This is a genomic window from Caballeronia sp. LZ065 (genome assembly GCF_031450975.1).
In the GTDB taxonomy this organism is placed as follows: Bacteria; Pseudomonadota; Gammaproteobacteria; order Burkholderiales; family Burkholderiaceae; genus Caballeronia.
In genome coordinates this window covers 270196-291375 of record NZ_JARUXV010000003.1, presented here as the reverse complement: position 1 = coordinate 291375, position 21180 = coordinate 270196, and the positions used below count along the sequence as shown (strand labels likewise).

18 protein-coding genes are annotated in these 21180 nt (G+C 65.7%); 7 read left to right on the top strand and 11 right to left on the bottom strand.

Translation table 11 applies throughout. The features are described from left to right. Both QCE63_RS21635 and QCE63_RS21630 read left to right on the top strand, forming a co-directional pair. Entirely contained in the window at positions 1–2229 is a 2229-nt protein-coding gene (locus QCE63_RS21635) for a xanthine dehydrogenase family protein molybdopterin-binding subunit (RefSeq protein ID WP_309835882.1), read from the top strand. A 217-nt stretch (positions 2230–2446) separates the two neighbouring features. Continuing rightward, positions 2447–4624 (top strand): malate synthase G, encoded by a 2178-nt coding sequence (locus QCE63_RS21630; RefSeq protein WP_309835881.1) that lies wholly within the window; start codon positions 2447–2449, stop codon positions 4622–4624. A 45-nt stretch (positions 4625–4669) separates the two neighbouring features. Here QCE63_RS21630 and QCE63_RS21625 read toward each other — a convergent pair whose 3' ends face one another. The 5 genes from QCE63_RS21625 to QCE63_RS21605 form a co-directional block, all read right to left on the bottom strand. Further along, a complete protein-coding gene (locus QCE63_RS21625; RefSeq protein ID WP_309835880.1) occupies positions 4670–4855 on the bottom strand; it encodes a 4-oxalocrotonate tautomerase in 186 nt (61 codons plus the stop codon). A 27-nt stretch (positions 4856–4882) separates the two neighbouring features. After that, a complete protein-coding gene (locus QCE63_RS21620; RefSeq protein WP_309835879.1) occupies positions 4883–5659 on the bottom strand; it encodes a class II aldolase/adducin family protein in 777 nt (258 codons plus the stop codon). Next, positions 5637–6548, bottom strand: coding sequence for an urea transporter (locus QCE63_RS21615; RefSeq protein WP_309835878.1), 912 nt, complete (start codon positions 6546–6548; stop codon positions 5637–5639). The genes QCE63_RS21620 and QCE63_RS21615 overlap by 23 nt, the downstream gene beginning before the upstream one ends. 132 nt (positions 6549–6680) lie before the next feature. Further along, positions 6681–6887: a hypothetical protein gene (locus QCE63_RS21610; protein ID WP_309818537.1), complete on the bottom strand. Its 207-nt coding sequence runs from the start codon at positions 6885–6887 to the stop codon at positions 6681–6683. A gap of 108 nt (positions 6888–6995) precedes the next feature. Next, on the bottom strand, positions 6996–8135 hold the full coding sequence (locus QCE63_RS21605; RefSeq protein ID WP_309835877.1) for an iron-containing alcohol dehydrogenase: 1140 nt from the start codon (positions 8133–8135) through the stop codon (positions 6996–6998). 158 nt (positions 8136–8293) lie between these two features. On the opposite strand from QCE63_RS21605, the gene QCE63_RS21600 reads away from it, so the two are divergent. After that, positions 8294–9475 (top strand): GGDEF domain-containing protein, encoded by a 1182-nt coding sequence (locus QCE63_RS21600; RefSeq protein ID WP_309835876.1) that lies wholly within the window; start codon positions 8294–8296, stop codon positions 9473–9475. Between the two features lie 16 nt (positions 9476–9491). Here QCE63_RS21600 and QCE63_RS21595 read toward each other — a convergent pair whose 3' ends face one another. Then, a complete protein-coding gene (locus QCE63_RS21595) occupies positions 9492–10349 on the bottom strand; it encodes a peptidoglycan DD-metalloendopeptidase family protein (RefSeq protein ID WP_309835875.1) in 858 nt (285 codons plus the stop codon). Here QCE63_RS21595 and QCE63_RS21590 point away from each other — a divergent pair. The 3 genes from QCE63_RS21590 to QCE63_RS21580 all read left to right on the top strand — a co-directional run bounded on the left by QCE63_RS21590 (position 10348) and on the right by QCE63_RS21580 (position 13713). Further along, complete coding sequence (locus QCE63_RS21590; protein ID WP_309835874.1) at positions 10348–10731, top strand: hypothetical protein; 384 nt, start codon at positions 10348–10350, stop codon at positions 10729–10731. The genes QCE63_RS21595 and QCE63_RS21590 overlap by 2 nt on opposite strands. Positions 10732–10845: 114 nt before the next feature. After that, entirely contained in the window at positions 10846–12576 is a 1731-nt protein-coding gene (locus QCE63_RS21585) for a penicillin-binding protein 2 (protein WP_309835873.1), read from the top strand. A gap of 198 nt (positions 12577–12774) precedes the next feature. Further along, entirely contained in the window at positions 12775–13713 is a 939-nt protein-coding gene (locus QCE63_RS21580) for a hypothetical protein (protein WP_309835872.1), read from the top strand. 15 nt (positions 13714–13728) lie between these two features. On the opposite strand, the gene QCE63_RS21575 is transcribed toward QCE63_RS21580, so the two are convergent. From QCE63_RS21575 to QCE63_RS21555, 5 genes are all read right to left on the bottom strand, one after another. Beyond that, entirely contained in the window at positions 13729–14826 is a 1098-nt protein-coding gene (locus QCE63_RS21575; protein ID WP_309835871.1) for a lipocalin-like domain-containing protein, read from the bottom strand. After that, positions 14826–17366 (bottom strand): FtsX-like permease family protein, encoded by a 2541-nt coding sequence (locus QCE63_RS21570; protein ID WP_309835870.1) that lies wholly within the window; start codon positions 17364–17366, stop codon positions 14826–14828. Before QCE63_RS21570 ends, QCE63_RS21575 begins: the two co-directional genes overlap by 1 nt. Beyond that, a complete protein-coding gene (locus tag QCE63_RS21565; protein ID WP_309835869.1) occupies positions 17363–18052 on the bottom strand; it encodes an ABC transporter ATP-binding protein in 690 nt (229 codons plus the stop codon). The genes QCE63_RS21570 and QCE63_RS21565 overlap by 4 nt, the downstream gene beginning before the upstream one ends. 91 nt (positions 18053–18143) lie before the next feature. Then, complete coding sequence (locus QCE63_RS21560) at positions 18144–18728, bottom strand: DUF1993 domain-containing protein (protein ID WP_309835867.1); 585 nt, start codon at positions 18726–18728, stop codon at positions 18144–18146. 72 nt (positions 18729–18800) lie between these two features. Then, on the bottom strand, positions 18801–20594 hold the full coding sequence (locus QCE63_RS21555) for a PQQ-binding-like beta-propeller repeat protein (RefSeq protein ID WP_309835866.1): 1794 nt from the start codon (positions 20592–20594) through the stop codon (positions 18801–18803). A gap of 239 nt (positions 20595–20833) precedes the next feature. Between QCE63_RS21555 and QCE63_RS21550 the strand changes: the two genes are divergently transcribed. Next, complete coding sequence (locus QCE63_RS21550) at positions 20834–21154, top strand: DUF1330 domain-containing protein (protein ID WP_309837292.1); 321 nt, start codon at positions 20834–20836, stop codon at positions 21152–21154. Positions 21155–21180 lie beyond the last annotated feature (26 nt).

Below are 21180 nucleotides of genomic sequence, written 5' to 3'. Positions count from 1 at the left end.
ATGTCCACCGCGCCCGACACCACGCCGTCCGTCATCGGACGGCCCCAGTCGCGCATCGACGGACCGCTGAAGGTCTGCGGCCGCGCGACTTATACCTCGGACGTCGATCTGCCCGGCATGCTGGTTGCCGTGCCGGTCGGCGCCACCATTGCGAGCGGCAGGATCACGTCGCTCGAATTCGCCGCCGCGCAGGCCATGCCCGGCGTGCAGCTGATTTTTCATCGCGGCAATATCGGCCGCTTCTATCGGCTCGCGGGCGGTTCGATCGAGACCGGTATGGTCGATGAAAACCGTCCGCCGTTCGAAGACGACATCATTCGCTATTACGGGCAGTATGTGGCGCTCGTCGTGGCCGATACCTTCGAGGCCGCGAGCGCCGCCGCAGCAGCGGTCAAGGTCGGTTACGACAAGACGCCGCATGACGTCAGCGCCGCGCTCGATGACGGCGGCAAGCTCGACACCCACAGCGAACGCGGCGACCCGGACATGGCGTTCGACAGCGCGCCGGTGAAGATCGACGAGACCTATGTCACGCCGGTGGAGACGCACAATCCGATTGAACTGCACGCCACCGTCGCGCACTGGGACGGCGACGGCTATACGTTCTACGAGACGAGCCAGGCCGTTTCGAATCATCAGGGCGCACTGATGCAGATGCTGGGCTTGCCGAAGGAAAAGGTGCGCGTGATCTCGCGCTATCTTGGCTCGGGCTTCGGCGGCAAGCTGTGGATGTGGCCGCATTCGCTGCTCGCGGCGGCCGCGACGCGGCAGCTCGAACGGCCCGTCAAGCTCGTGTTGTCGCGCAAGATGATGTTCCAGAACGTCGGCCACCGTCCGACCACGCAGCAACGTGTCCGGCTTGGTGCGACGCAGGACGGCAAGCTCGTGTCCTTGCAGCATGACTTCGTGAATCACGCGGCGCTCGCCGACGAGTACGCGGAAGATTGCGGCGAAGCCACGCCGTCGATGTACAGCGTGCCGAACCTGCGCGTTACGGGCGGCACGGTGAAGCGCAACGTCGGCTCGCCCACGTCGATGCGCGGACCCGGCGCGGTGCCTGGGCTGTATGCGCTCGAATCGGCGATGGACGAACTGGCTGTCGCCTTGAAGATCGATCCGGTCGAACTGCGGCTGCGCAACGAGCCGAAGGTCGATGAAAGCAGCGGCCTGCCGTTCTCATCGCGGCACTTCGTGGAGTGCCTGACCACCGGCGCCGGGAAATTCGGCTGGAGCCAGCGCACGCCGGACGTCGGCTCGATGAAGCGTGACGGCCTCACGCTCGGCTGGGGCCTCGGCGCATGCAGCTGGCCGGGCCTGCGCTTCTCGGCGGACGCCACCGTCGACCTGCGCGCCGACGGCACGGCGCGCATTGCGTGCGGCACGCAGGACATCGGCACCGGCACGTATACGATCCTCGCGCAGCTGGTCGCGGAACATACCGGCATTGCGCTCGGCAAGATCGAAGTCGGTCTCGGCGATACGGCGCTGCCGCTCGGACCGGTGTCGGGTGGATCGGCGGCGACGGCTTCGGTGATTCCGGCGGTATCGGATGCGGTGCGCGGCGCCATCAAGACGCTGCTCACGCATGCCACGAAGACCGAAGGCTCGCCGTTCAACGGCGCGAAGCCTGAGGAACTCGCGATGAGCGGCGGGCACGTGCATCGCAAGGATCAGCCTTCGAACAGCGGCGTGCCGTATGCGCAGATTCTCGACGCGGCAAAGCTGCATGCGGCGTCGGGCAGCGGCAGCGCGAAAGGCGGCTTCAACGATCCGCTCAAGAAGAAATGGTCGATCCATTCCTATGGCGCGCATTTCGCTGAAGTGACGTGGGATCCTTCGACGGCGCGCTTGCGCGTGAGCCGCGTCGTGACCGTGATCGATGGCGGCAAGATCCTCAATCCGCGTGCGGGCCGCAATCAGATCGAGGGCGCGGTGGTGATGGGTGTGGGCATGGCGCTGTTCGAGCACACGGTGTACGACGAGCGCAGCGGCGCGCCGGTGAACAGCAGTCTCGCGGATTACGTGGTGGCAACCCATGCCGACACGCCGAAGATGGACGTCACCTTTCTCGATTATCCCGATACCGTGTTCAACGAACTCGGCGCGCGAGGGATCGCGGAGATCGGGTTGGCGGGGATCGCGGCGGCGATCACCGGCGCGGTGTATCACGCGACCGGCGTGCGCGTGAGGAAGCTGCCGGTGATGATCGAGGATTTGTTGGGGGGATAGGCCATCCCTGTCCGCCCGAGCCTGCAGTATTTTCGAGTCTTGCGTTCGTGCCTTTCCTTGGCACGAACGCAGGACTCATTTTTTCCCAAGACGTTCTTCGCCTTCGTCACAAGTTGGCCCCCCAACCGCGCCGCTTCGATCCTCCCCCAAGACGCGCTACCATACACAACCAGCCCACCCCAAACCCCAGAGTCACAGCAACTCAGCCGGAGTGCCCATGAACGACATGATCCAACAACACGGTCTGCAGGTCGACGCAAGTCTGGCGAAGTTCGTCGATGAAGAAGCCATCCCCGGCACGGGTGTCGACAGCGCCGCCTTCTGGAAAGGTTTCGATGCGCTCGTTCACGACCTCGCCCCGAAAAACCGCGCGTTGCTCGCGGAGCGCGACCGCCTCCAGACCGAACTCGACAACTGGCATCGCAGCCATCCCGGCCCCGTGCAGGACCTGCGCGGCTATCGCAAATTTCTCGAAGACGTCGGCTACATCGTCCCTGCGCCCGCGCACGTGCAGGCCAGCACCGCCAACGTGGATCGCGAGATCGGCGAGCAGGCCGGTCCGCAACTGGTCGTGCCGCTCTCGAACCTGCGCTATGCACTGAATGCCGCCAACGCGCGCTGGGGCAGCCTCTACGACGCCCTCTACGGCACTGATGCCATCGACGACACCGACGGCGCCGAACGCACCGCCCAGTTCAACCCGAAGCGCGGCGCGAAGGTCGTTGCCTATGCACGCCGCTTCCTCGACGACAACGCGCCCCTCGCGCACGGCTCGCATGTCGATGCCACGAAGTACAGCGTCGAACAGGGCGCGCTCGTCGTCACGTTGAAGGACGGCAGCAAGAGCGGCCTCGCCAACGCCGAGCAGTTCGCGGGCCATCAGGGCGATGCGAAGGCGCCGCACGCCGTTCTCCTCAAGCACAACGACCTGCACTTCGAGATCCAGATCGACGCGGACCATCCGATCGGCAAGACCGATGCCGCGCATGTGAAGGACGTGCTGATGGAAGCGGCGGTGAGCACCATCATCGATTGCGAGGATTCGGTTGCGGCCGTCGATGCCGCCGACAAGACCCAGCTCTATCGCAACTGGCTCGGCCTGATGCAGGGCCATCTCGCCGAGCAGGTCACGAAGAACGGCAAGAGCTTCACGCGCAGCATGAATCCGGATCGCGAATACACCGCGCCGAATGGCTCGACGCTGAGCCTGCACGGACGTTCGCTGCTGTTCGTGCGCAACGTCGGCCATCTGATGACGAATCCTGCCGTGCTCGACCACGACGGCAACGAGATTCCGGAAGGCATCCTCGACGGCGTGATGACCACGCTCGGCGCCATGCACGACCTCAAGAACAAGATGAACTCGCGCACGGGTTCCATCTATATCGTGAAGCCGAAGATGCATGGCCCCGCCGAAGTGGCCTTCGCCGATGAACTCTTCTCGCGCATCGAAGCCCTGCTCGGCCTGCCGCGTCACACGATCAAGATGGGCATCATGGACGAGGAGCGCCGCACCAGCGTCAACCTGAAGGCCTGCATTGCGGCGGCGGGCGCGCGCGTCGCGTTCATCAACACGGGCTTCCTGGACCGCACCGGCGACGAGATGCATTCATCGATGGAAGCCGGCCCGATGATGCGCAAGGGCGACATGAAGTCGTCGAAGTGGATCACCGCGTATGAGCGCAACAATGTGCTCGTCGGCCTGAACACCGGGCTGCGCGGCCGCGCGCAGATCGGCAAGGGCATGTGGGCGATGCCCGACCTCATGCACGCGATGCTCGAACAGAAGATCGCGCATCCGCGAGCGGGCGCGAACACCGCGTGGGTGCCCTCGCCCACGGCGGCCACGCTGCATGCGCTGCACTATCACATGGTCGATGTGCAGCAGGTACAGCAGGACCTCGAAAGCCACGACTACGAAGGGCAGAAGAACGAACTGCTCGACGGTCTGCTGACGATTCCCGTCGTCGACAAGCCGACCTGGTCGGAACAGGACATCACGAACGAGATCGAGAACAACGCGCAGGGCATTCTCGGTTATGTGGTGCGCTGGGTGGATCAGGGCGTCGGCTGTTCGAAGGTGCCGGACATTCATGATGTCGGCCTGATGGAAGACCGCGCGACGCTGCGCATCTCCAGCCAGCACATTGCGAACTGGCTGCGTCACGGCATCGTCAGCGAAGAGCAGGTGAAGGCGACGCTGGAACGCATGGCCGCGGTCGTCGATCAGCAGAACGAGGCCGACCCGGTCTACCAACCGATGGCCCCCGCGTTCGACAGCTCCTTCGCGTTCAAGGCCGCCTGCGCGCTCGTGTTCGAAGGCCGCACGCAACCGAGCGGTTATACGGAACCGCTGCTGCACAAGTTCCGTCTCGCCGTGAAGGCATCGATGTAATCGACTCATGCGCGCATGCGGCATCGCGCCGTATGCGCGCCGTGTTCATTGCTCCGACCAGAGCTTGCCAGCGGTCGCCCAGTTCTCGCGCTTCACCTCCGTCAGGATGATATCCACCGAGCCCGGCTCGCAGCCGAGCGTCTCGCAGGTCGTGCGCGTGATCGCCTCGACGAACTTGCGCTTCTCCTCCGACGTGCGGCCTTCGAATAGCTGGATGTTGAATGTCGGCATGGCGTTGCTCTCCTTTGCTGGTTTTTTTCAGTCGCGATATGACGCGTCGATGCGCTCCAGCCTGCGCAGCAACGCAGGCCATTCGAGCGCGCCTTCGATAGCGTCGTCATCATGCAGTTGCGCCGCGGTGCGCGTGACGACGTCCGGTGTCGGCACGATCATCTTGTTCACGCCCGCCAGCGCGCGCAGTTGAATATCGCATGCCTTGACGAGCATATCCATCAGCACATAAGCCTCGGCGACAGTCCGTCCCAGCGTGAGCGGGCCGTGATTGCGCAGCAGCATCGCACGATGCGCGCCGAGACTCGTCACCAGCCGCTCGCCTTCGGCCGGCGAGAATGCCAGGCCTTCGTAGTCGTGGTACGCAAGGTGGCCGTGGAAGCGCATCGCATGCTGCGAGCCCGGCAGCAAGCCATGCGGCTGGGCCGACACGGCGATCGCCTCGCGCACGTGCAGGTGCATCACGCACACGGCATCGTCGCGCGCCGTGTGTACGGCACCGTGCAACGCGAAGCCCGTCGCGTTCACCGGATGCGCACTCTCGCCGATCACATTGCCGTCGATATCGATCTTCACGAGATTCGACGCCGTGACTTCGTCGAACGACAAGCCGAATGGATTGATCAGAAACCGTCCTGGCTCGCCCGGCACGCTCGCCGAGATGTGCGTGTAGACGACGTCGTCCCAGGCATTGAGCGCGACGAGCCGATAGGCCGCCGCCAGATCGACGCGCGTGGCGGTTTCGGCTGCACTGCGCGGGCCATACTGCGCGATCCTGCGTTCAGGCGTGTGGGTGAATGACATGCGAGTCTCCTGATGGCGGGGTACGGATCAAGCGGCGTTGCAGCGCGATCGTCAACCACGACGCCAGCACGAAGGGCGCCGTCAGCGCGGCGATACCAGCGCAGTCGATCAGGCGTTCGATCAACACCGCCGCGACGATCGCGAACAGCGCATAACGCCTGCCGAGTGGCGCCGCCGCCAGCGCGGCCAGCGCGGCGTTGAAACCGCACGCGCCGGACAGCACGACCGCATCGCCCGCGCCGCCCAGTCCGTGCAGCGTGGCGCCGAGCGCGCTGCCGGCCAGCGCCCAGCCCGCCTGCGACGGCCGCGCCGCGAACAAGCCCGCCGCGATCAGTCCGCCCGCTACGGCGCCGGTCGCGAAGGTGATCGGCGCAAGTCCCGCGAAGGCCGCTTCGAGCATCGGCACGACGCCTGCCGCGACTTGCGGGATCGCGCCCGTGTCGCCGCGCCCGCTGAACAGCGGCAGCCAGCACCAGGTCACCAGGATCGCCGGGCTCGACAGGAACGGCCAGTCGAAGCGGGCGAGGACGCGGGACAGCTTGTGGGCGAGCAGCGTGGCGCCCATTGCCGCGACGATCGCGACAGCGCCCGCCTGCGAGACATCGCCGATGAACGCGAACGCCGCCAGCGCCGCCAAGGCGCCGTTGAAGCCGTGGAGATCGTTGCTGAAGACGGGCGCGTCGTCGTTATCGATGATCGCGCTGATGACATGGCCGGTCAGCGTGCCGATCAGGAGGCCGCACGCAAGGCGCGGACTCGCGCTGAGCACCGCGAGGAAGAGGAGCGCGCCGGTCGCGGCGTTACGCTGAAGGACGATCTGCCCGATCGCGCGCGCGAAACGGCGCAGCGGGTCGGTGAAAGCGACGTCGGAATGGAGAGCGGAAGACATGCTGGGCGGCGACGGCACAAGAAGCCGCCAGCATAAGGCAGCCGGCGCGCGCCGTGCGACGGCGGGCCGAATAACCGGTATGGGCTTGAAGCAGCGGGCGCGGCGAGAAAGGCCGCGCCGGAGGGAAGCAGCTTAGTTGAACGCCAGCGGCACGAGCGGCGTGGGTTCGCCGACACCCGGGTTCGCCAGCGAGAGATCTGCGCTCAGCTTGACAATTTCGGTGACGTTTTCGCGGAAGTTGGGATGCTTTTCCCAGGTGATATAGCTTGCATCGACGACAGCGGACAGCGTGAGCAAGGTAAAGGCGACTTTTTCGATAACTTGGTGATGGCGGCGCATGATCTGTTCCTCAAACTTTGCGACATTGTAACAGAGTTAAGGGTTTTCCCTTAAGTGTTTGTTGCAATGCCGCACCAGCGCCGTCGTGCAAAGGCTTGCGCCCTGTCCCTACATTGACGCTTCCAGTATCGCTACGTAATCTGCCTCGGACGCTTCACGCGGATTCGTCTTGTGGCTGTGATCCTTCAGCGCACCCGCGATGATCCGCGGATACAGGTCGCGCGTGACGCCGAGTTCCGCCAGCCCGCGCGGCAGGTTGAGCGTCGCGGTCATCTCGCGCACGGCATCGCCTACTTGATCGCCGGAAGACAGGCCCATCGCCTGCGCGAGGCGCTCCAGCTTCCCTTCGTCCTGCATCGTCGGCGCGCTGCGATTGAACGCGATCACAGCCGGCAGAAAGATGGCGTTGAGCGTGCCATGGTGCAGCTTCGGATTGATGCCGCCCAGCGAGTGACTCAGGCTGTGTACGCAGCCCAAACCCTTTTGGAACGCCAACGCGCCCTGCATCGACGCGCTCATCATGTTCCAGCGCGCCACGCGATCCGAGCCGTCGCGCGTCGCCCGTTCGATGTGCCGCCACGCGCGCCAGAGTCCGTCGAGCGCAATGCCGTCGGCGGGCGGATTGAAGGCCGGCGCCATGAAGGTTTCGAGGCAGTGCGCAATGGCGTCCATGCCGGTCGCGGCCGTCATCATCGGCGGCAGACCCAGCGTCAGTTCGGGATCACAGATCGCGACGCGCGGCACCACATACGGCGAAATCACGCCGACCTTGCGGCCGTCGTCGAGAATCAGGATCGCGCCCCGGCCCACTTCGCTGCCGGTGCCCGCCGTCGTCGGAATCGCGATGACGGGCGCCGTCTTCGCCGTGATGCGCGCCAGCCCGCCTTCGATCACAGCAAAGCTCTGCAACGGGCCTTCATGCGTCGCGCAGACGGCCACGCCTTTGGCCAAGTCGATCGACGAACCGCCGCCCACCGCGATCACGCCATCGCACGCCTGCTCCTTGTACATCGCGACAGCGGCGCGCACTACGGCCTCGTTCGGATTCGGCGGCGTCGCGTCGAACACCGGCGCGGGCTGGGGCGAGCCGAGCGCGGCGAGCACCGTATCGACGAGACCGGCGGCACGAATGCCCCGATCGGTCACGATCAGCGGGCGGCGCATGCCGATGCGCTCGCACTCGCCGGCAAGCAGGCGCACTGCGCCGAAATCGAACTGGATCTGCGTGATGTAGTTGATGAGGGCCATGTGGAGTGAGGGTAATTTGTCGTTCGGAGCCGTCAGTATAAAAGTCGGCGCGTGCGGGCGTCCCTCGCTAAAGTTTGCGAGCCTCACGTCCGATATCTGCGATGTGGTCCGATTTTCCGCGAGTGTCCCGCCCTCGCCGGACCACGCCGGAATCCAACATGGACCATCAGACCGAGGTGTTCACATTGCCGCGCGGACGTGCGGCCACGTGGTTGCTGCACGCGGGAGCCGATATTCCCCGCGCGATCCGTGTCGCGCTCGTCGGTAGCCTGTTCGGCACCTTGCCGATTTTCGCGGGCGGCGTGCTCAACACGGTCGCGGTGGCCTGGGCGCTCGACCGCCGCCATCCGACCACCGCCTTCCACGTCTGGCTGGCACTCGAGATCGCCGTCTGCCTGATCCGGCTGGTCGTGCTGGTCATCGCGCGCCGACGCGCACGCGAAGGCAAGTCCACGCTGACCGACACGTATGTCCTGCTCGCGCCGCTGTGGGGCGCGACGGTCGGCTACGGCGCGCTGGTCTCGGTGCTGTCCGGCGACTGGGTGGCCGCGACGCTCTCGTTCCTCTCGGCCGCCGCGATGGTCGGCGGCATCTGCTTCCGCAATTTCGCCGCGCCGCGGCTGGTGGCGGTGATGATCTTCCTGTCCTTGGGACCGTGCTGTCTTGGCGCGGTGCTGGCCGGCGAGCCGACGCTCTGGCTCACGCTATTGCAGATTCCCTTCTACCTGTTCGCGATGAGCGCGGCCGCGTGGCGCCTGAACGGCATGCTCGTCTCGACGATGAAAGCCGAGCAGGAAAACGACCGCCGCGCGCGTCACGACGAATTGACCGGCCTGCTGAACCGCGCGGGCCTGTTCCAGGCGGCGCGTTGGCGTGAGTCGGGTCGTGCGCGCAACGGTGCGCCGACTGCCCTGCTCTATCTCGATCTCGACGGCTTCAAGGCCGTCAACGATGCCCACGGCCATGAGGTCGGCGACACCTTGCTCGCACTGGTGGCGCGCCGGTTGCGGCATCTGTCGGGGGAAGGCGCGCTGGTGGCGCGACTCGGCGGCGACGAGTTCGTGATCGTCACGCCGCCGCGCGGCGATCTGCTCGCGCTCGCCGACACGGTCGTACGCGAACTGTCGAAGCCGTTCCACACGGACAGCGATCTGGCCTTGCGCATCGGCGTGAGCATCGGCATTGCGATGTTCGATCATCAGCACGATGAGCTCGACGGCGTCCTCCGCGACGCCGACAACGCCCTCTACGAAGCCAAGCGCGCCGGCAAGAACCGCTGGGTCGCGGCCAGCCGGCGCGAGCCGAAGCCGGCCACGCGCTCGGTGGGGCTGGTCGCCTGAGCGTAGCGCCTGGGAATCAGCCGCTCAGTTCCGCGCTCAGGTTTTCCGCGTCCTTCGCGAAACGCCGCCGCTCCTTGCCGTGCAAACGGTCGTCGCTTGGCAGATCCACGGTCAGCGGATTCATCGCGACGTCGTCGATGCGGACTTCATAGTGCAGATGCGGGCCGGTCGCCCAACCGGTCTCGCCGACATAGCCGATCACCTGCCCGCGTTTCACCGTTCCGCCATTGCGAATGCCCTTCGCGAAGCGCGACAGGTGCGCGTACACGGTCGAATACGGCGCGGGATTGTCGAGCATGATGACCTTGCCATAACCCGTCTGCCGGCCGACGAAGGTCACTTTCCCCTGCGCCGACGCATACACGGGCGTACCAATCGGCGCAGCCAGATCGACGCCATCGTGACTCTGCCAGCGATGCGTGACCGGGTCGAGCCGGCGCAACGAGAAGTCCGACGATACGCGCGTGAAGACAAGCGGATAGCGCGAGAATCCTGGCGTCGTGCTGTTGCCGTCCTTCGCGTAGTAGCGCGCTTCGCCTTCAGGGTCGCGATAGAGAAACACATCGTGCGACGACGAACCAGTCGTCAGCCGGACGGCCAGCGGCGCGTCCGGCGCCGGCTCGTTGGCCGACTTGCGGTCGTAGATGACGCTCAGCGTATCGCCCTTGCGGATATCGCGGCGCATGTCGACCTTGCCTGCGAAGGCGTCCGTCAGTGTCGCGATGGTTCCCTCATCGATGCCGAGGCTTTGCGCGGCCTGCGAGAAGGTCTGGTCGACCGTGGCGCTCTCGGTGATGCGAACGGGCGCAGGCGGCGCAGCGGGTGGCGCAACAGGCGTGGGAGGGGCGCTTTGCCGGAGCGACACGGGCGGCATGTCCTCGAGGACGGAAGAAGAAGACGGACGCGCATGCTCGAGCGAATTGCAGATCACGACGGAACAGATCGAACCGACCGCGCAAGCGAAAAAGACGCGTCCTGCCTTGCCGGGCAAGGCGGTTGCGGGTAAGAAGGGCATCGGCGGAAAACTGGACGGGCGACCCAACACGGCATCCCCCGGAACAAAAAGGCGCGGTCTTGACCGCGGGCGGCGTAGAACGCTTGCGCGCTATTCGATCTGCCGCGAAAACAAGCGGATCGTCGGGGAAAACGGAGCGAAACAGCAAGCGGACATGAATTGCGAGGCGATGAGTTCGGCCGCGGTGCGCAGCACGTTCAGGTGGGCTGAGACTAAGAGACATTCCTTAAACGAAACTTAAGCTGCCCCTTATAAAATCTTTTTGCACGAAGTTTGCATGTAATTGCCGGCGGATAACGCCGGATGCAGGCTTTTCAATTCGCCACCCGAAAGCGCGTTCCCGCATAATTGCGGGATGGAACCACCAGAACGGAAGTATCTCGGAATCGCACGTCACGCTGTCCATACCACGACATTGACGCAGCCGCCGCGCTGGCGCTCGCGCGCACTGAGCGGTGCCTTCGCCGCCCTGTTCGTCGCGCTGACGGTGCGTGCCTTCTGGGTGCAGGGCGTGGACGACGCCTTCTATCGCCGTCAGGGCGACATCCGCCAGGTACGCGATTGGCCGATGCACGCTTCCCGGGGACGCATCCTGGACCGCGATGGCCGCCCGCTCGCCGTCAGCCTGCCGACGCGCACCCTGTTCGTGGATGCATCGAACCTGGATGAACGCGTGTCGCAACAGCAGATCGATGCGCTTTCCCGTCTGCTCGACGTCGCTCCCGCTGACATCGAGAAAATCTACGCAGCGCATCGCGGCTTCGCGTATCTGAAGCACGAGGTCCCCATCGATGTCGCTGAACGCGCGATGCGTCTGGACGTTCCCGGTTTGTCGATGCAGGAGGATTACCGGCGTTACTACCCGGAAGGCGAGATCGCCGCGCAGATCACCGGCTTCACCGGCGCCGAAGGCAACGGTCAGGAAGGCCTCGAACGCTTTGCCGAAACGACGCTGCGCGGCGCCGACGGTCACCGCCGCGTGCTGCGCAATGCGCGCGGCCAAGTCATCGATACCCTCGACACCACGCCGCCGCAGAACGGCCAGGACCTGACGCTGTCGATCGACCGGCCGATCCAGTACGCTGCGTTCAAGGCGCTGCAAAGCGCGGTTGAGCGCAGCAATGCGCGCTCGGGCTCGGCCATCGTGCTGGACGCGCACACCGGCGAAATCCTCGCGATGGCCAACTGGCCGAGTTACGACCCGAACCAGCACACGCGCCGCACCGGCATGGCGGTCCGCAATCGCGCGGTCGCCGACATCTTCGAGCCGGGCTCGGTGATGAAGCCGCTGACTATCGCGCTCGCGCTGCAACAGCACCGCATCACGCCCGATACCGTCGTGCCGACCGACGGCGGCCGCCTGCGCCTGGACGGCCGCACGATCCACGACGACAAGAACTTCGGCACGCTGACGACGGCGGGCGTCATTCAGAAATCGAGCAACGTCGGCACGACCAAGATCGCGCTGCTGATTCCGGCGCGTGACATGTATCGCAACTTCCGCGCGCTTGGACTCGGGCATGCGCCGCGCGCGGGCTTGCCCGGTGTTTCGACGGGCCGCGTGCGACCGTATCGCAACTGGCGGCGCATCGAGCAGGCGACGATGTCCTACGGTTACGGGCTGTCGGCGTCGCTGCTGCAACTGGCGCAGGCCTATACGAGTTTCGCCAACGACGGCCGGCTGGTGCGCGCGTCGATTCACCGCCGCGACGCACATCAGGAACCGCCGGAAGGCCGTCGCGTGTTCACGGCGCGCGTTGCGCGCGAAGTGCGCACGATGATGGAAAGCGTCGTCAGCAAGGACGGCACTGCGCCGCAGGCGGCCGTGCCGGGCTACACGGTTGCCGGCAAGACCGGCACCGCGTACAAGTGGACGTCGAAGGGATATGACCGGCATCAGTATCGCGCATCGTTCGTCGGGATCGTGCCGGCGAAGGCGCCGCGCGTGGTCATCGCGGTATCGATCGACCGGCCGCTGCGCGGCTCGCACTTCGGCGGCGCGGTGGCCGGGCCGCCGTTCGTCGATATCGCCACGCAGACCATGCATTTGCTCGACGTGCGGCCGGACAAGCCTCCGGGCGTGTGAACGAAGGCGGCTCGACGCCGCTTGTCACATTTTGCGAACGGCATCGGCAGCGAGGCCGCGCGACCTACACTGATCGCGTTACATCGAACTGTGCTGCTTGCCTGGCACAAGAAGCGAAGAGGAGCAAAAGGGAGCGTCATGCTGAAGGCACTGGCAACCCGAAGCAGCATTTCCGCCCCGCGAACGAAGCGCCGTGTCTTGCCGCTCGCTCGTTATCTCGCAAGCTTGCCCGAATCTGATGAAGCGCCCGAGGACGAAGAATTCGCGTTGCGCCATGCGGATCGAAGTCCGGCGGCGGAGATTTTGGGTACGGCAATCCGGATCGAAGACTACATCGCGAACAAGAAGCACGGCGGCATGGCCGCGCTGAAGCGGCAAGAGATCATCGCGAATGCAAGCGGCATCCACCTCGATGCCCGCGCGCAAACGCATCTCCTCGCGTACTCGTACGAGTCGTGGAACTTCGTCAACCTGTATCTGCGGCACGGCGAGAACAAACGTTATTCCGCGCATTACTTTCCGGCCGAAGCGCAAGTGGCAATGGACAGTCCGGAGCGCGTCGAGGCAATGATCGACCTGATCGACGCGTTGCCTTCCACGGGAGACATCGCATTGTATCGGGGCAGCAAGGGCGAGAATTATCCAATCTGGCGAGCCATCCGGCTTGGGCTCATTCGGGAAGGCCATATTCCGGTCAACACCGACTTCACGTCTTTCACCGAGAATCCGCACATTGTTCGGGATTTCGCCGGGCCGGAGATCGATGAAAGCTCCGTGGTGTTCGAAGTCGGCCGGCATCGGTCCATCAAGGCGCTCGCGCCGTTCTCGATGCGCAGCAAGGATCCGTTTTACGAGGCGGAGTCGTTGGTCCGGCCCGGACTCGCATTCGTGATCAGAAGCATTTCACGCGAAGTCGCGCAAAGCGGCGACAGGTTTCAACCGTACGCTTACGTCTCGCTCGACGAACTTCCGCCCGCACTGAATCCCAAGCTGCAACTCGCACGAGGATTCTTGGGCTCCGATATTGCCTTCCCCGGCAACGTCTTCGACATGCGCACGGGCGAGCCTGTCGATGTCTCCACCTTCAGCGAGCGACTCGGAAGCAAAAGCGGAGACGTTCTTGCGCCCTATCTATAGTTGAGCGCACAGGCATCAACGCTTCTCCATCCCGATTGCACCCGCATAGCCCGTCAGCTCCAGATAGCCGCGCCCGCGCGGGTTGCCGTCGAGCGTCACCGCGCCTTCCCAATACAGCGCACCGGTGGACTCGCGCGAGTCCAGTTCCTGATCGTCGAGCAGCGGATTCAGCCGCCAGTGCAGCGCGCCGACCCGCACGTTCATCGCAACCGGATACACGGTGTCGGTGCGCGGAGAACGCCACTGCCGCAGCGGCGTGAACTCCACGTCGCCGGGCCCGTACTGCGTGGTGCGACCATCGCGCTCGCGCAGCGCGGCATGCGCCCAGACCGCATGACCATCGCGCGCGCGGACCTTGAAGGCCATCAACGCGGAACCATCGTCGAGATTCGCGCCGAGCCAGTCCCAGCCGGCGGCATCCGGCGACAGCAGCGTGCTCGACCACTCGTGATCCAGCCATGCGCGCCCCGTCACGGCGGTCGCCGCGCGCGCCCGGCCATCGGCCGCCGGCCGCACCACGCTGCCCGACACCTTCAATTGCGGCTCGCTGTAGTAGTCGCTCGCCTGCTCCGGCAACGGCCCCTTCTGCGAATAGCCGCGCTCGCCCTGGAGCATCGGCGGCTGCGTCGGCGTGAAGGTGAGATTGAGCGCGAAATTCGCGGCATCCGAGACGACCGCGTAGCTGCCGTCCGCTGCGCGCGTCATGCGCCAGCCGTCGAGCTTGACGTCGGTGTTGCCCTCCCGCGCATACGCCAGACCGAAGCCCTGCCGCGCGATGTTCTGGTCATGCACGAGCCGTCCGTACGCGGGATCGGACAGCGCCGCATGGGCGATGATCAACTGCGACGGATCGAACGCGCTCTTGCTGTCCGCCTGACCCCTGCCCGTATTCGAGCGAAAGAACGTGATCTGGAAGCCGAGCGGCTGATGCTCCGGCGTGTCGAGCCAGCCTGTCGCGTACCACCATTCGGTACGATACGGCGGATGCGCGCCGCTGTCGCGCGGCCAGTCGATGCCCTGCCCCGGCACGACGGGCGCGAACGCCGGTGGTTCGGCGCATACGCTCGACAGGCTCAGCCACGCAAGCCATCCTCCGGCGATCCATGCGCGCATCACCAGTCCTCCCGCACGGCGCGCACCGCATCGACCGACACGGCCCGGCGGCCCGACAGCACCGCCGTCGCACAGGACGACAGCAGCATCACGCACGCGATGACCGCGATCGGCGTCCACGGCACATGCAGCGACATGCTCCAGTGGAACGACTGCGGATTCACGACGAACACGAGAATCAGGCTGATCGCGAAGCCCAGCAGACAACCCAGCGCGATGCCGAGCAGCGTCAGCCAGCCGGCCTCGGAGGCGAGCAACGCCAGGATCTGCGCGCGCGTCACGCCCACATGCCGCAGCATGCCGAACTCGCGTGCGCGCGCCAGCGTCTGCATCGAGAAGGTGGCGCCGACGCCGAACAAGCCGATCACGATCGCCACCGCTTCGAGCAAATACGTCACCGCGAAGCTGCGATCGAAGATGGTGAGTGTGCGCGCGCGAATCTCGCCGGGCTGGGAGAACTCGAGCGTGCCGCCGAACGGCAGCCGCTTGAGCGCACCGATCACCTGCGCGGCGCTCGAACCGGCGCGCAGCGTGATGGCGATATCCGTCGCGGTCAGGTCGCCGGTGAGCCTGCGATAGTCGCCGATGCGCATCTGCAACGCGCCCGTCTGGCGCACGTAGTCGCGCCAGATTCCCGCGACGACCACCCGCGCGTCCATCCCGCCGACCGGCAGCATCACGCGCTCGCCGACGCGGTATCCGTAAAGATCGGCCATTGCCTCCGAGGCCCACACCGGCGTCTCGTCGGCACGCCACGCGGACGGCGGCAACACGGCGCCGGTCATTTGCAGCGTCGCGCCGGGATCGGCGGCATCGAGTTCGCGCGCGATCAGGACGACGGGCGGCTTCGCGGCATCGAGCGTCAGTTTCGAGGTGCGTGTGAACGCCGCGTGCGCGACGCCGTCGGCCGCCGCCAATTGCGCCTGCTGAGCGGGACCGAGGCCGCCGGTGTCGCCGCTGGCCGCCATGCGCACGTAGAGATCGGCAGAGAGCAGATGCGCGAGCCAGTCTTCCACCGAGACGCGGAAACTCGTCACCATGATCGCCATCGCGACGATCAGCGTGAAGCTCGACAGCACCCCGCCCATCGCGATGGACGCCTGCCCCGGCGCATTCGCGAGGCGCGCGAGCGCGAGCGTCGCCACGGCGCTCCGGGAACGCGGCGCGCGGCGGAAGGCGCTGGCGGTGAGACGCGGCATCAGCGCAATGCCGCCGACGAGCAGCAGCGCGACCGCCACATAACCGGCGATGGGCGTCTCGAACAGCGGCGGCGCCTGCGTGAGCGCCGCGCCGAGCACGAGGCAGGCAAGCGCGGGCCACGGCGTGCCGAGCGGCGTCAGCGCGGCTTCCTCGCTGCCGGCCTTGAGCGCGGGCGCGGGGCGGGTGCGGGCCGCTTCGAGCGCAGGCGCAAGCGTGCCTGCCAGCGCGACGCCGATGCCAAGCGCGAGGAAGATGCCGCTCGCAAGCGGTTCGAACGTGACGCGCGGTTCGACGCCCGGGAAGTATCCGCCGCCGAGATCGCTACCGAAGAAACGCAGTGCGAAGGCCGCAACGGTGAAGCCGAGCGCGATCCCAAGCACACCGCCCGCGACGCCGAGCAACGCGCCCTCGACCATGATCTGCCGCACGAGCGCCGCGCGCGTCATGCCGAGCACGCGCAACAACGCGAATTGCGCGCGGCGGCGCACGACGCCCGCCGCCTGGGTCGAGAAGACGAGGAACGCGCCGGTGAACAGCGCGACCAGCGCGAGCACGTTCATGTTGATGCGATACGCACGCGAGAGCCGGTCCGTGCGGCTTTCGATATCGCTCGTTTCCGTGACGACGAAGCGTGCGCCGAGTTCGCGTTGCAACGTCTGCCGGAATGCCTCGCGGTCCACGCCGCGCGCCAGTTGCAGGTCCACGCGCGAGAGCTTGCCTGCGAGTGCGAAGTGCGTCTGCACGGCGGCAATGTCCATGACCGCGATGCGCTGGCCGGGCCGCGTCCGCGCGATCCCGCCCGCCATGCGCAGCGTCACGGGCGCCGTGCCATTCTGCAACTCGACGGGCGCGCCGTTGCGTGCGCCGAGCCAGGTCTGCGCGGCGGAAGACAGGAAGATGGCGTCGCTGGCGAGCACATCGAGCGGCGCTTGCGGCGACGGCACGCCGGTCAGGTCAGGCGCAATGCGCCGCGCGCGAAACACGTCCGCACCCAGCAGCTTGAGCGGCGCGCTCTTGCCGGGCACGGCGGCATCGACTTCGAGCACCGGGCTCGCGACCGCCACGCCCGCATGCGTCGCCAGCCGCGGATAGAGCTGCTCGTCGATGAAAGGCTGTGCGCCCCGCACCTGCAAGTCCGCCTGCCCCGACAGACTGCGCGCGGCGGCCGAGAACTCGTTGAAGGCCGCGCCGTTGATCAGTTGCACCGCGTAACCCAGACCGACGCCCAGCGCGATCGTCAGCACCGCGACCAGCGCGCGGCCGCGATGACTGCGCCATTGCGCGGCGAGCAGCCAGCGCGCGAGCGTGTCGAAGCGGCGCTTCGTTCCGGCGTTATTCATCGTTGCAGCGTTGCGGCGTGCAAGGCGCCGTCGCTCAGGATCACCACGCGATCCGCGAACGCCGCCGCCGCTTCCGAGTGCGTGACCATCACGGTGGCCGCGCCGGTCGATTGCGTTTCCGCGCGCAACAGCCCGAGCACTTCATGCGCGGTCTGCGGGTCGAGATTGCCGGTGGGTTCGTCGGCGAGCAACAGACGCGGCCGATGCACCAGCGCCCGCGCAATTGCCACCCGCTGGAGTTCGCCGCCGGACAGCTGGCGCGGCATGTCGCCGTCGCGGCCCGCCAGACCGACCGCCGCGAGCATCGCATGCGCGGCATCGGGCGACGCGCCGTTCAGCAGCAACGGCACTGCGACGTTCTGGAACAGCGTCAGATGCGGCAGCACGTGGAACGCCTGGAACACGAAGCCCAGCTTCTGCCGCCGCAGGCGCGTGGCGGCGTCGTCGGGGAGGCTGGAGATCACCGAGCCGTCGATCAGCACTTCGCCGCCGTCCGCGTGATCCAGTCCCGCGATCAGATTCAGCAAGGTCGACTTGCCCACGCCCGAATCGCCCATCACCGCGACGAACTCGCCCGCGCCGAGCGCGAAGTCGAGCGCGTCGAGCACCACGCGCCCGCCTTCATAGGTCTTGGTCAGGCGGCGGCATTCGAGGGCGGGAGAGACGTCGGGGTCGGCGGGTTTCATGCGAAAGGATCGGGCTCAATCAAAGCACAGGCTCGGAGGCAAGCATTGTGCCCAATCTCCGGCTTACGCGTGATGTCGAACGCCTGATGCGTCAAGACTGCGGCAAGGTGCCGGGCCGGATATACGGGAACATGTGCGCGACGTAATCCGGTTTGCCGAGCGCGACGCCGTGACTGCGCAGGATCGAGTAAGCGGTCACCGCATGGAAATAAAACTGTGGCAGCGACCAGTCGCGCGCGTACTCCTCGCCGGTCATGTCGAAGATGACGCCGTTCGGCAGATCCAGCGCGATCGGGCTGTTCGCGGCGGCATCGAGCGCATCGGCGGTCAGCAGCGACAGGAACGACACCGCTTCGTTGATGCGCGCCTTGGCGTCGGCGAACGTGCCCGGCGCTTCGTTCGACTTCACCCCTTCTTCCCGCACCTGCCGCAACGCCTGCGGCACGTCCTCGCCGCGCAAGCGATACACCGGCTCCTGTGCCTGAAAGCACGCGAAACGAACCTGCGCCGCGAGCGGGAACATGTCGGGGGCGAGACGCAGCGTCATCAGCATGTCGAGGCCGGCGGCCCATTCACCGCTCTTGTCCTTGTCGGGCCCGGCGGCCTTGTCCATCCATGCAGACAAATTGTTCAGCGTCTGCACGAAGGTCGGGACCAGAAGACGGGTCAATTGCATGAAGCGCTCCACAGGTGGGGAAACTGCGATCTTATATCGATGCAGCCCCCGCCTGTGGTCATCGCTGCGTCATCAACGCGGGCCGAATACGGCCACGCCCGTCTTGGCGCCGACATAGACCTTGCCGTTGGCGATCATCGGCGAGATGAACTTGTTGCTGCCGAACTGATCGCGTGTACCCGACTGATTGCTGTTGTAAAGCTCCGTGGCGAGGTTGCTCGCGTCATAGGCGTGCAGGATGCCGATGGCCGTGCCGTTCTCCACGCCCCACACGATGCCGTTCGTATTGCCGTTCGCCGAGATCACCGGCGCGAGGCCCGGGAAGCTCCAGGTCTGCGAGCTCTGGCTCGACGCCGTGGTCGCGAACACCGCGTTGACCACCGGGATCGCTTTCAGATGATCCCCGGCCGGACCCACGTACACCGTGTTGTTGTAGAACGCGGGCGCGCTGAACATCGGGCCGAAGATGGTCGAGAAAAGCTCCTGGTAGATGTGGTCGCCGTTGGAATCGAAGTTGCCCATCGAATCGCGGTTGACGATGAACAGCGCGCGCGTCTTGCCGCCGCCCACGGCGAGATGCCGCACATTGCCGTTGATGTCGGTGAGATCGGGCAGGACCAGCACGCCGCCCGAACCGAGATCGAGATCGGCGTTCGACTGCGCCACCGTATCCGAAGGCTCGAAATAATCCGCGACGTGCAGGGTCGGCGTCGGCGAGACCTTGAGGAAGCCGTTGCCGAAGTCGCCCTTGTTGGGCATGTCCTGCGCGTTGGTGGTGGGGTCGAAGGTGCCGTTGCCGTCGAGGAAATAGACCGACGTGCCATCCGATGCCAGACCGGCGCCGCTCATCCAGATGCCGCCCATTTCGCCATTCGGCGTGACGTTCAGGACGCCGGCCTGCTTGAGCGTGTCCGCGTTATAGCTGATGACCCAGCCGGTGTAGGGCAGTGCATCGCAATGCGAGCTCCACGCCGTGTAGACCACGCCATTGAGCAACAACAGCGAAGCGCGCTCGATGTATTGGCCCGGCGTGAACGGCACGACGCCATTGACGCTTCCCGAACCCGTGCCCGGATAGGAAGCGGTGATTTCCGTGGGGCCGTTGAGGAGTTCGGCGCCCGTGGCGATGTCGAGCGCATGCAGCCGCTGATGATAAGCGCCGCCCGTGTCCTTCGACATCGCGACCACGTAGATCGTGCCGTTCGGTCCGCGCGTGCGGTCGATGACCGGTGTCGACGTGATGCCGATGGTCGGCGTGGTCTGGTTGCAGCCGTGGTCGTCGCTGGGCACTTCGCCGGTAGGCAAGGTGGTCACGCGCCACAGCACGGTGCCGGTGTCGGCATCGAACGCGTACACGCTGCCGGCCTCGGTGGCGACGTAGAGCACGTTGTGCGTGCCGCCCGCGATCGGCACGCTGCCGAGGAAGAGCGGTTGCGCGTCAACCGCGCCATCCACCGTATAGAAGCCGAGCTTGCCGAAGGTGTTGGCGTTGACGTTGGCCGGCGCCAGCCGGATTTCGCTCAGTTGCTGGGCGGTGCGGCGGATGTCGTTGTGATAGGTGGTGACGTCGGCGGGCGTTGCTGCCGACGGCTGACTTGTCGTGGGATTACTGGCGCCGGAAGGCGAACTCGCTCCGGAGGGTGAACTCGCGCCGGAAGGTGAACTCGCGCCGGAAGGTGAACTGGCGCCGGAGGGCGTACTCGCGCCCGAGGGCGAACTGGCGCCGGATGGCGTGGACGCACCCGACGGGCTGGATGCACTGCCCGTGGACGATCCCGAATCGGAACTTGAACTGCCGCCGCTACACCCGGCAAGCAATAGTGCGAAAGCGAATGCCATCACGCCAAACGTCGAGTGCCCTTTCATCTGCGAACCTCCGGTTCTTGAGAAGTCAAGCTCGATGCTTTCGCGATTATTGCCTGCGAAGGCTTAAGAATAATAAAGATGATCGGGACTACGCTACTGTTTATCCAAGTGATTTAAAAAAGTTGTGCTAGGTATGACGAATGCAATATCGCAAGCGCGTGCTTTTTACCTGTCAGGTAATCGACATCGCCTCAGTCTTACCGCGAAGATGGACATACACGCTTAATGGAGCCGCCGTTATGTCCGCCTATGCCGTTGCGCTGCTGCACGATGTCGACCTCAACGCAGATATCGTTCGGTATCTCGAAGAAATCGATGCAACGCTTGCACCATTCGAAGGCCGCTTCATCGTGCATGGCGCGCCGCCCGATGTGCGCGAAGGCGAGTGGCAGGGCGATCTGATCATCATTGAGTTTCCGTCGCCGGCCAAGGCTCGCGCGTGGTACGGATCGGACGCTTATCAGGTGATTCTGCCGCTGAGGACGAACAACGCGCGGGGTGCGGTGATCTTGATAGACGGCGTCGAGGCCGGGCATCGAGCCGGCGATATCCTGCGCTAAAGGAAGCTCGCTCAACGCGATGAAAT

What these genes read in the sequence shown, in the direction of transcription:
- QCE63_RS21560 (WP_309835867.1), bottom strand. Translation starts at nt 18,728, where the DNA reads ATGCAATTGACCCGTCTTCTGGTCCCGACCTTCGTGCAGACGCTGAAC.
- QCE63_RS21600 (WP_309835876.1), top strand. Translation starts at nt 8,294, where the DNA reads ATGGACCATCAGACCGAGGTGTTCACATTGCCGCGCGGACGTGCGGCC.
- QCE63_RS21615 (WP_309835878.1), bottom strand. Translation starts at nt 6,548, where the DNA reads ATGTCTTCCGCTCTCCATTCCGACGTCGCTTTCACCGACCCGCTGCGC.
- QCE63_RS21630 (WP_309835881.1), top strand. Translation starts at nt 2,447, where the DNA reads ATGAACGACATGATCCAACAACACGGTCTGCAGGTCGACGCAAGTCTG.
- QCE63_RS21565 (WP_309835869.1), bottom strand. Translation starts at nt 18,052, where the DNA reads ATGAAACCCGCCGACCCCGACGTCTCTCCCGCCCTCGAATGCCGCCGC.
- QCE63_RS21575 (WP_309835871.1), bottom strand. Translation starts at nt 14,826, where the DNA reads ATGCGCGCATGGATCGCCGGAGGATGGCTTGCGTGGCTGAGCCTGTCG.
- QCE63_RS21610 (WP_309818537.1), bottom strand. Translation starts at nt 6,887, where the DNA reads ATGCGCCGCCATCACCAAGTTATCGAAAAAGTCGCCTTTACCTTGCTC.
- QCE63_RS21585 (WP_309835873.1), top strand. Translation starts at nt 10,846, where the DNA reads ATGGAACCACCAGAACGGAAGTATCTCGGAATCGCACGTCACGCTGTC.
- QCE63_RS21550 (WP_309837292.1), top strand. Translation starts at nt 20,834, where the DNA reads ATGTCCGCCTATGCCGTTGCGCTGCTGCACGATGTCGACCTCAACGCA.
- QCE63_RS21635 (WP_309835882.1), top strand. Translation starts at nt 1, where the DNA reads ATGTCCACCGCGCCCGACACCACGCCGTCCGTCATCGGACGGCCCCAG.
- QCE63_RS21570 (WP_309835870.1), bottom strand. Translation starts at nt 17,366, where the DNA reads ATGAATAACGCCGGAACGAAGCGCCGCTTCGACACGCTCGCGCGCTGG.
- QCE63_RS21590 (WP_309835874.1), top strand. Translation starts at nt 10,348, where the DNA reads ATGTCCTCGAGGACGGAAGAAGAAGACGGACGCGCATGCTCGAGCGAA.
- QCE63_RS21625 (WP_309835880.1), bottom strand. Translation starts at nt 4,855, where the DNA reads ATGCCGACATTCAACATCCAGCTATTCGAAGGCCGCACGTCGGAGGAG.
- QCE63_RS21605 (WP_309835877.1), bottom strand. Translation starts at nt 8,135, where the DNA reads ATGGCCCTCATCAACTACATCACGCAGATCCAGTTCGATTTCGGCGCA.
- QCE63_RS21555 (WP_309835866.1), bottom strand. Translation starts at nt 20,594, where the DNA reads ATGAAAGGGCACTCGACGTTTGGCGTGATGGCATTCGCTTTCGCACTA.
- QCE63_RS21595 (WP_309835875.1), bottom strand. Translation starts at nt 10,349, where the DNA reads ATGCCGCCCGTGTCGCTCCGGCAAAGCGCCCCTCCCACGCCTGTTGCG.
- QCE63_RS21620 (WP_309835879.1), bottom strand. Translation starts at nt 5,659, where the DNA reads ATGTCATTCACCCACACGCCTGAACGCAGGATCGCGCAGTATGGCCCG.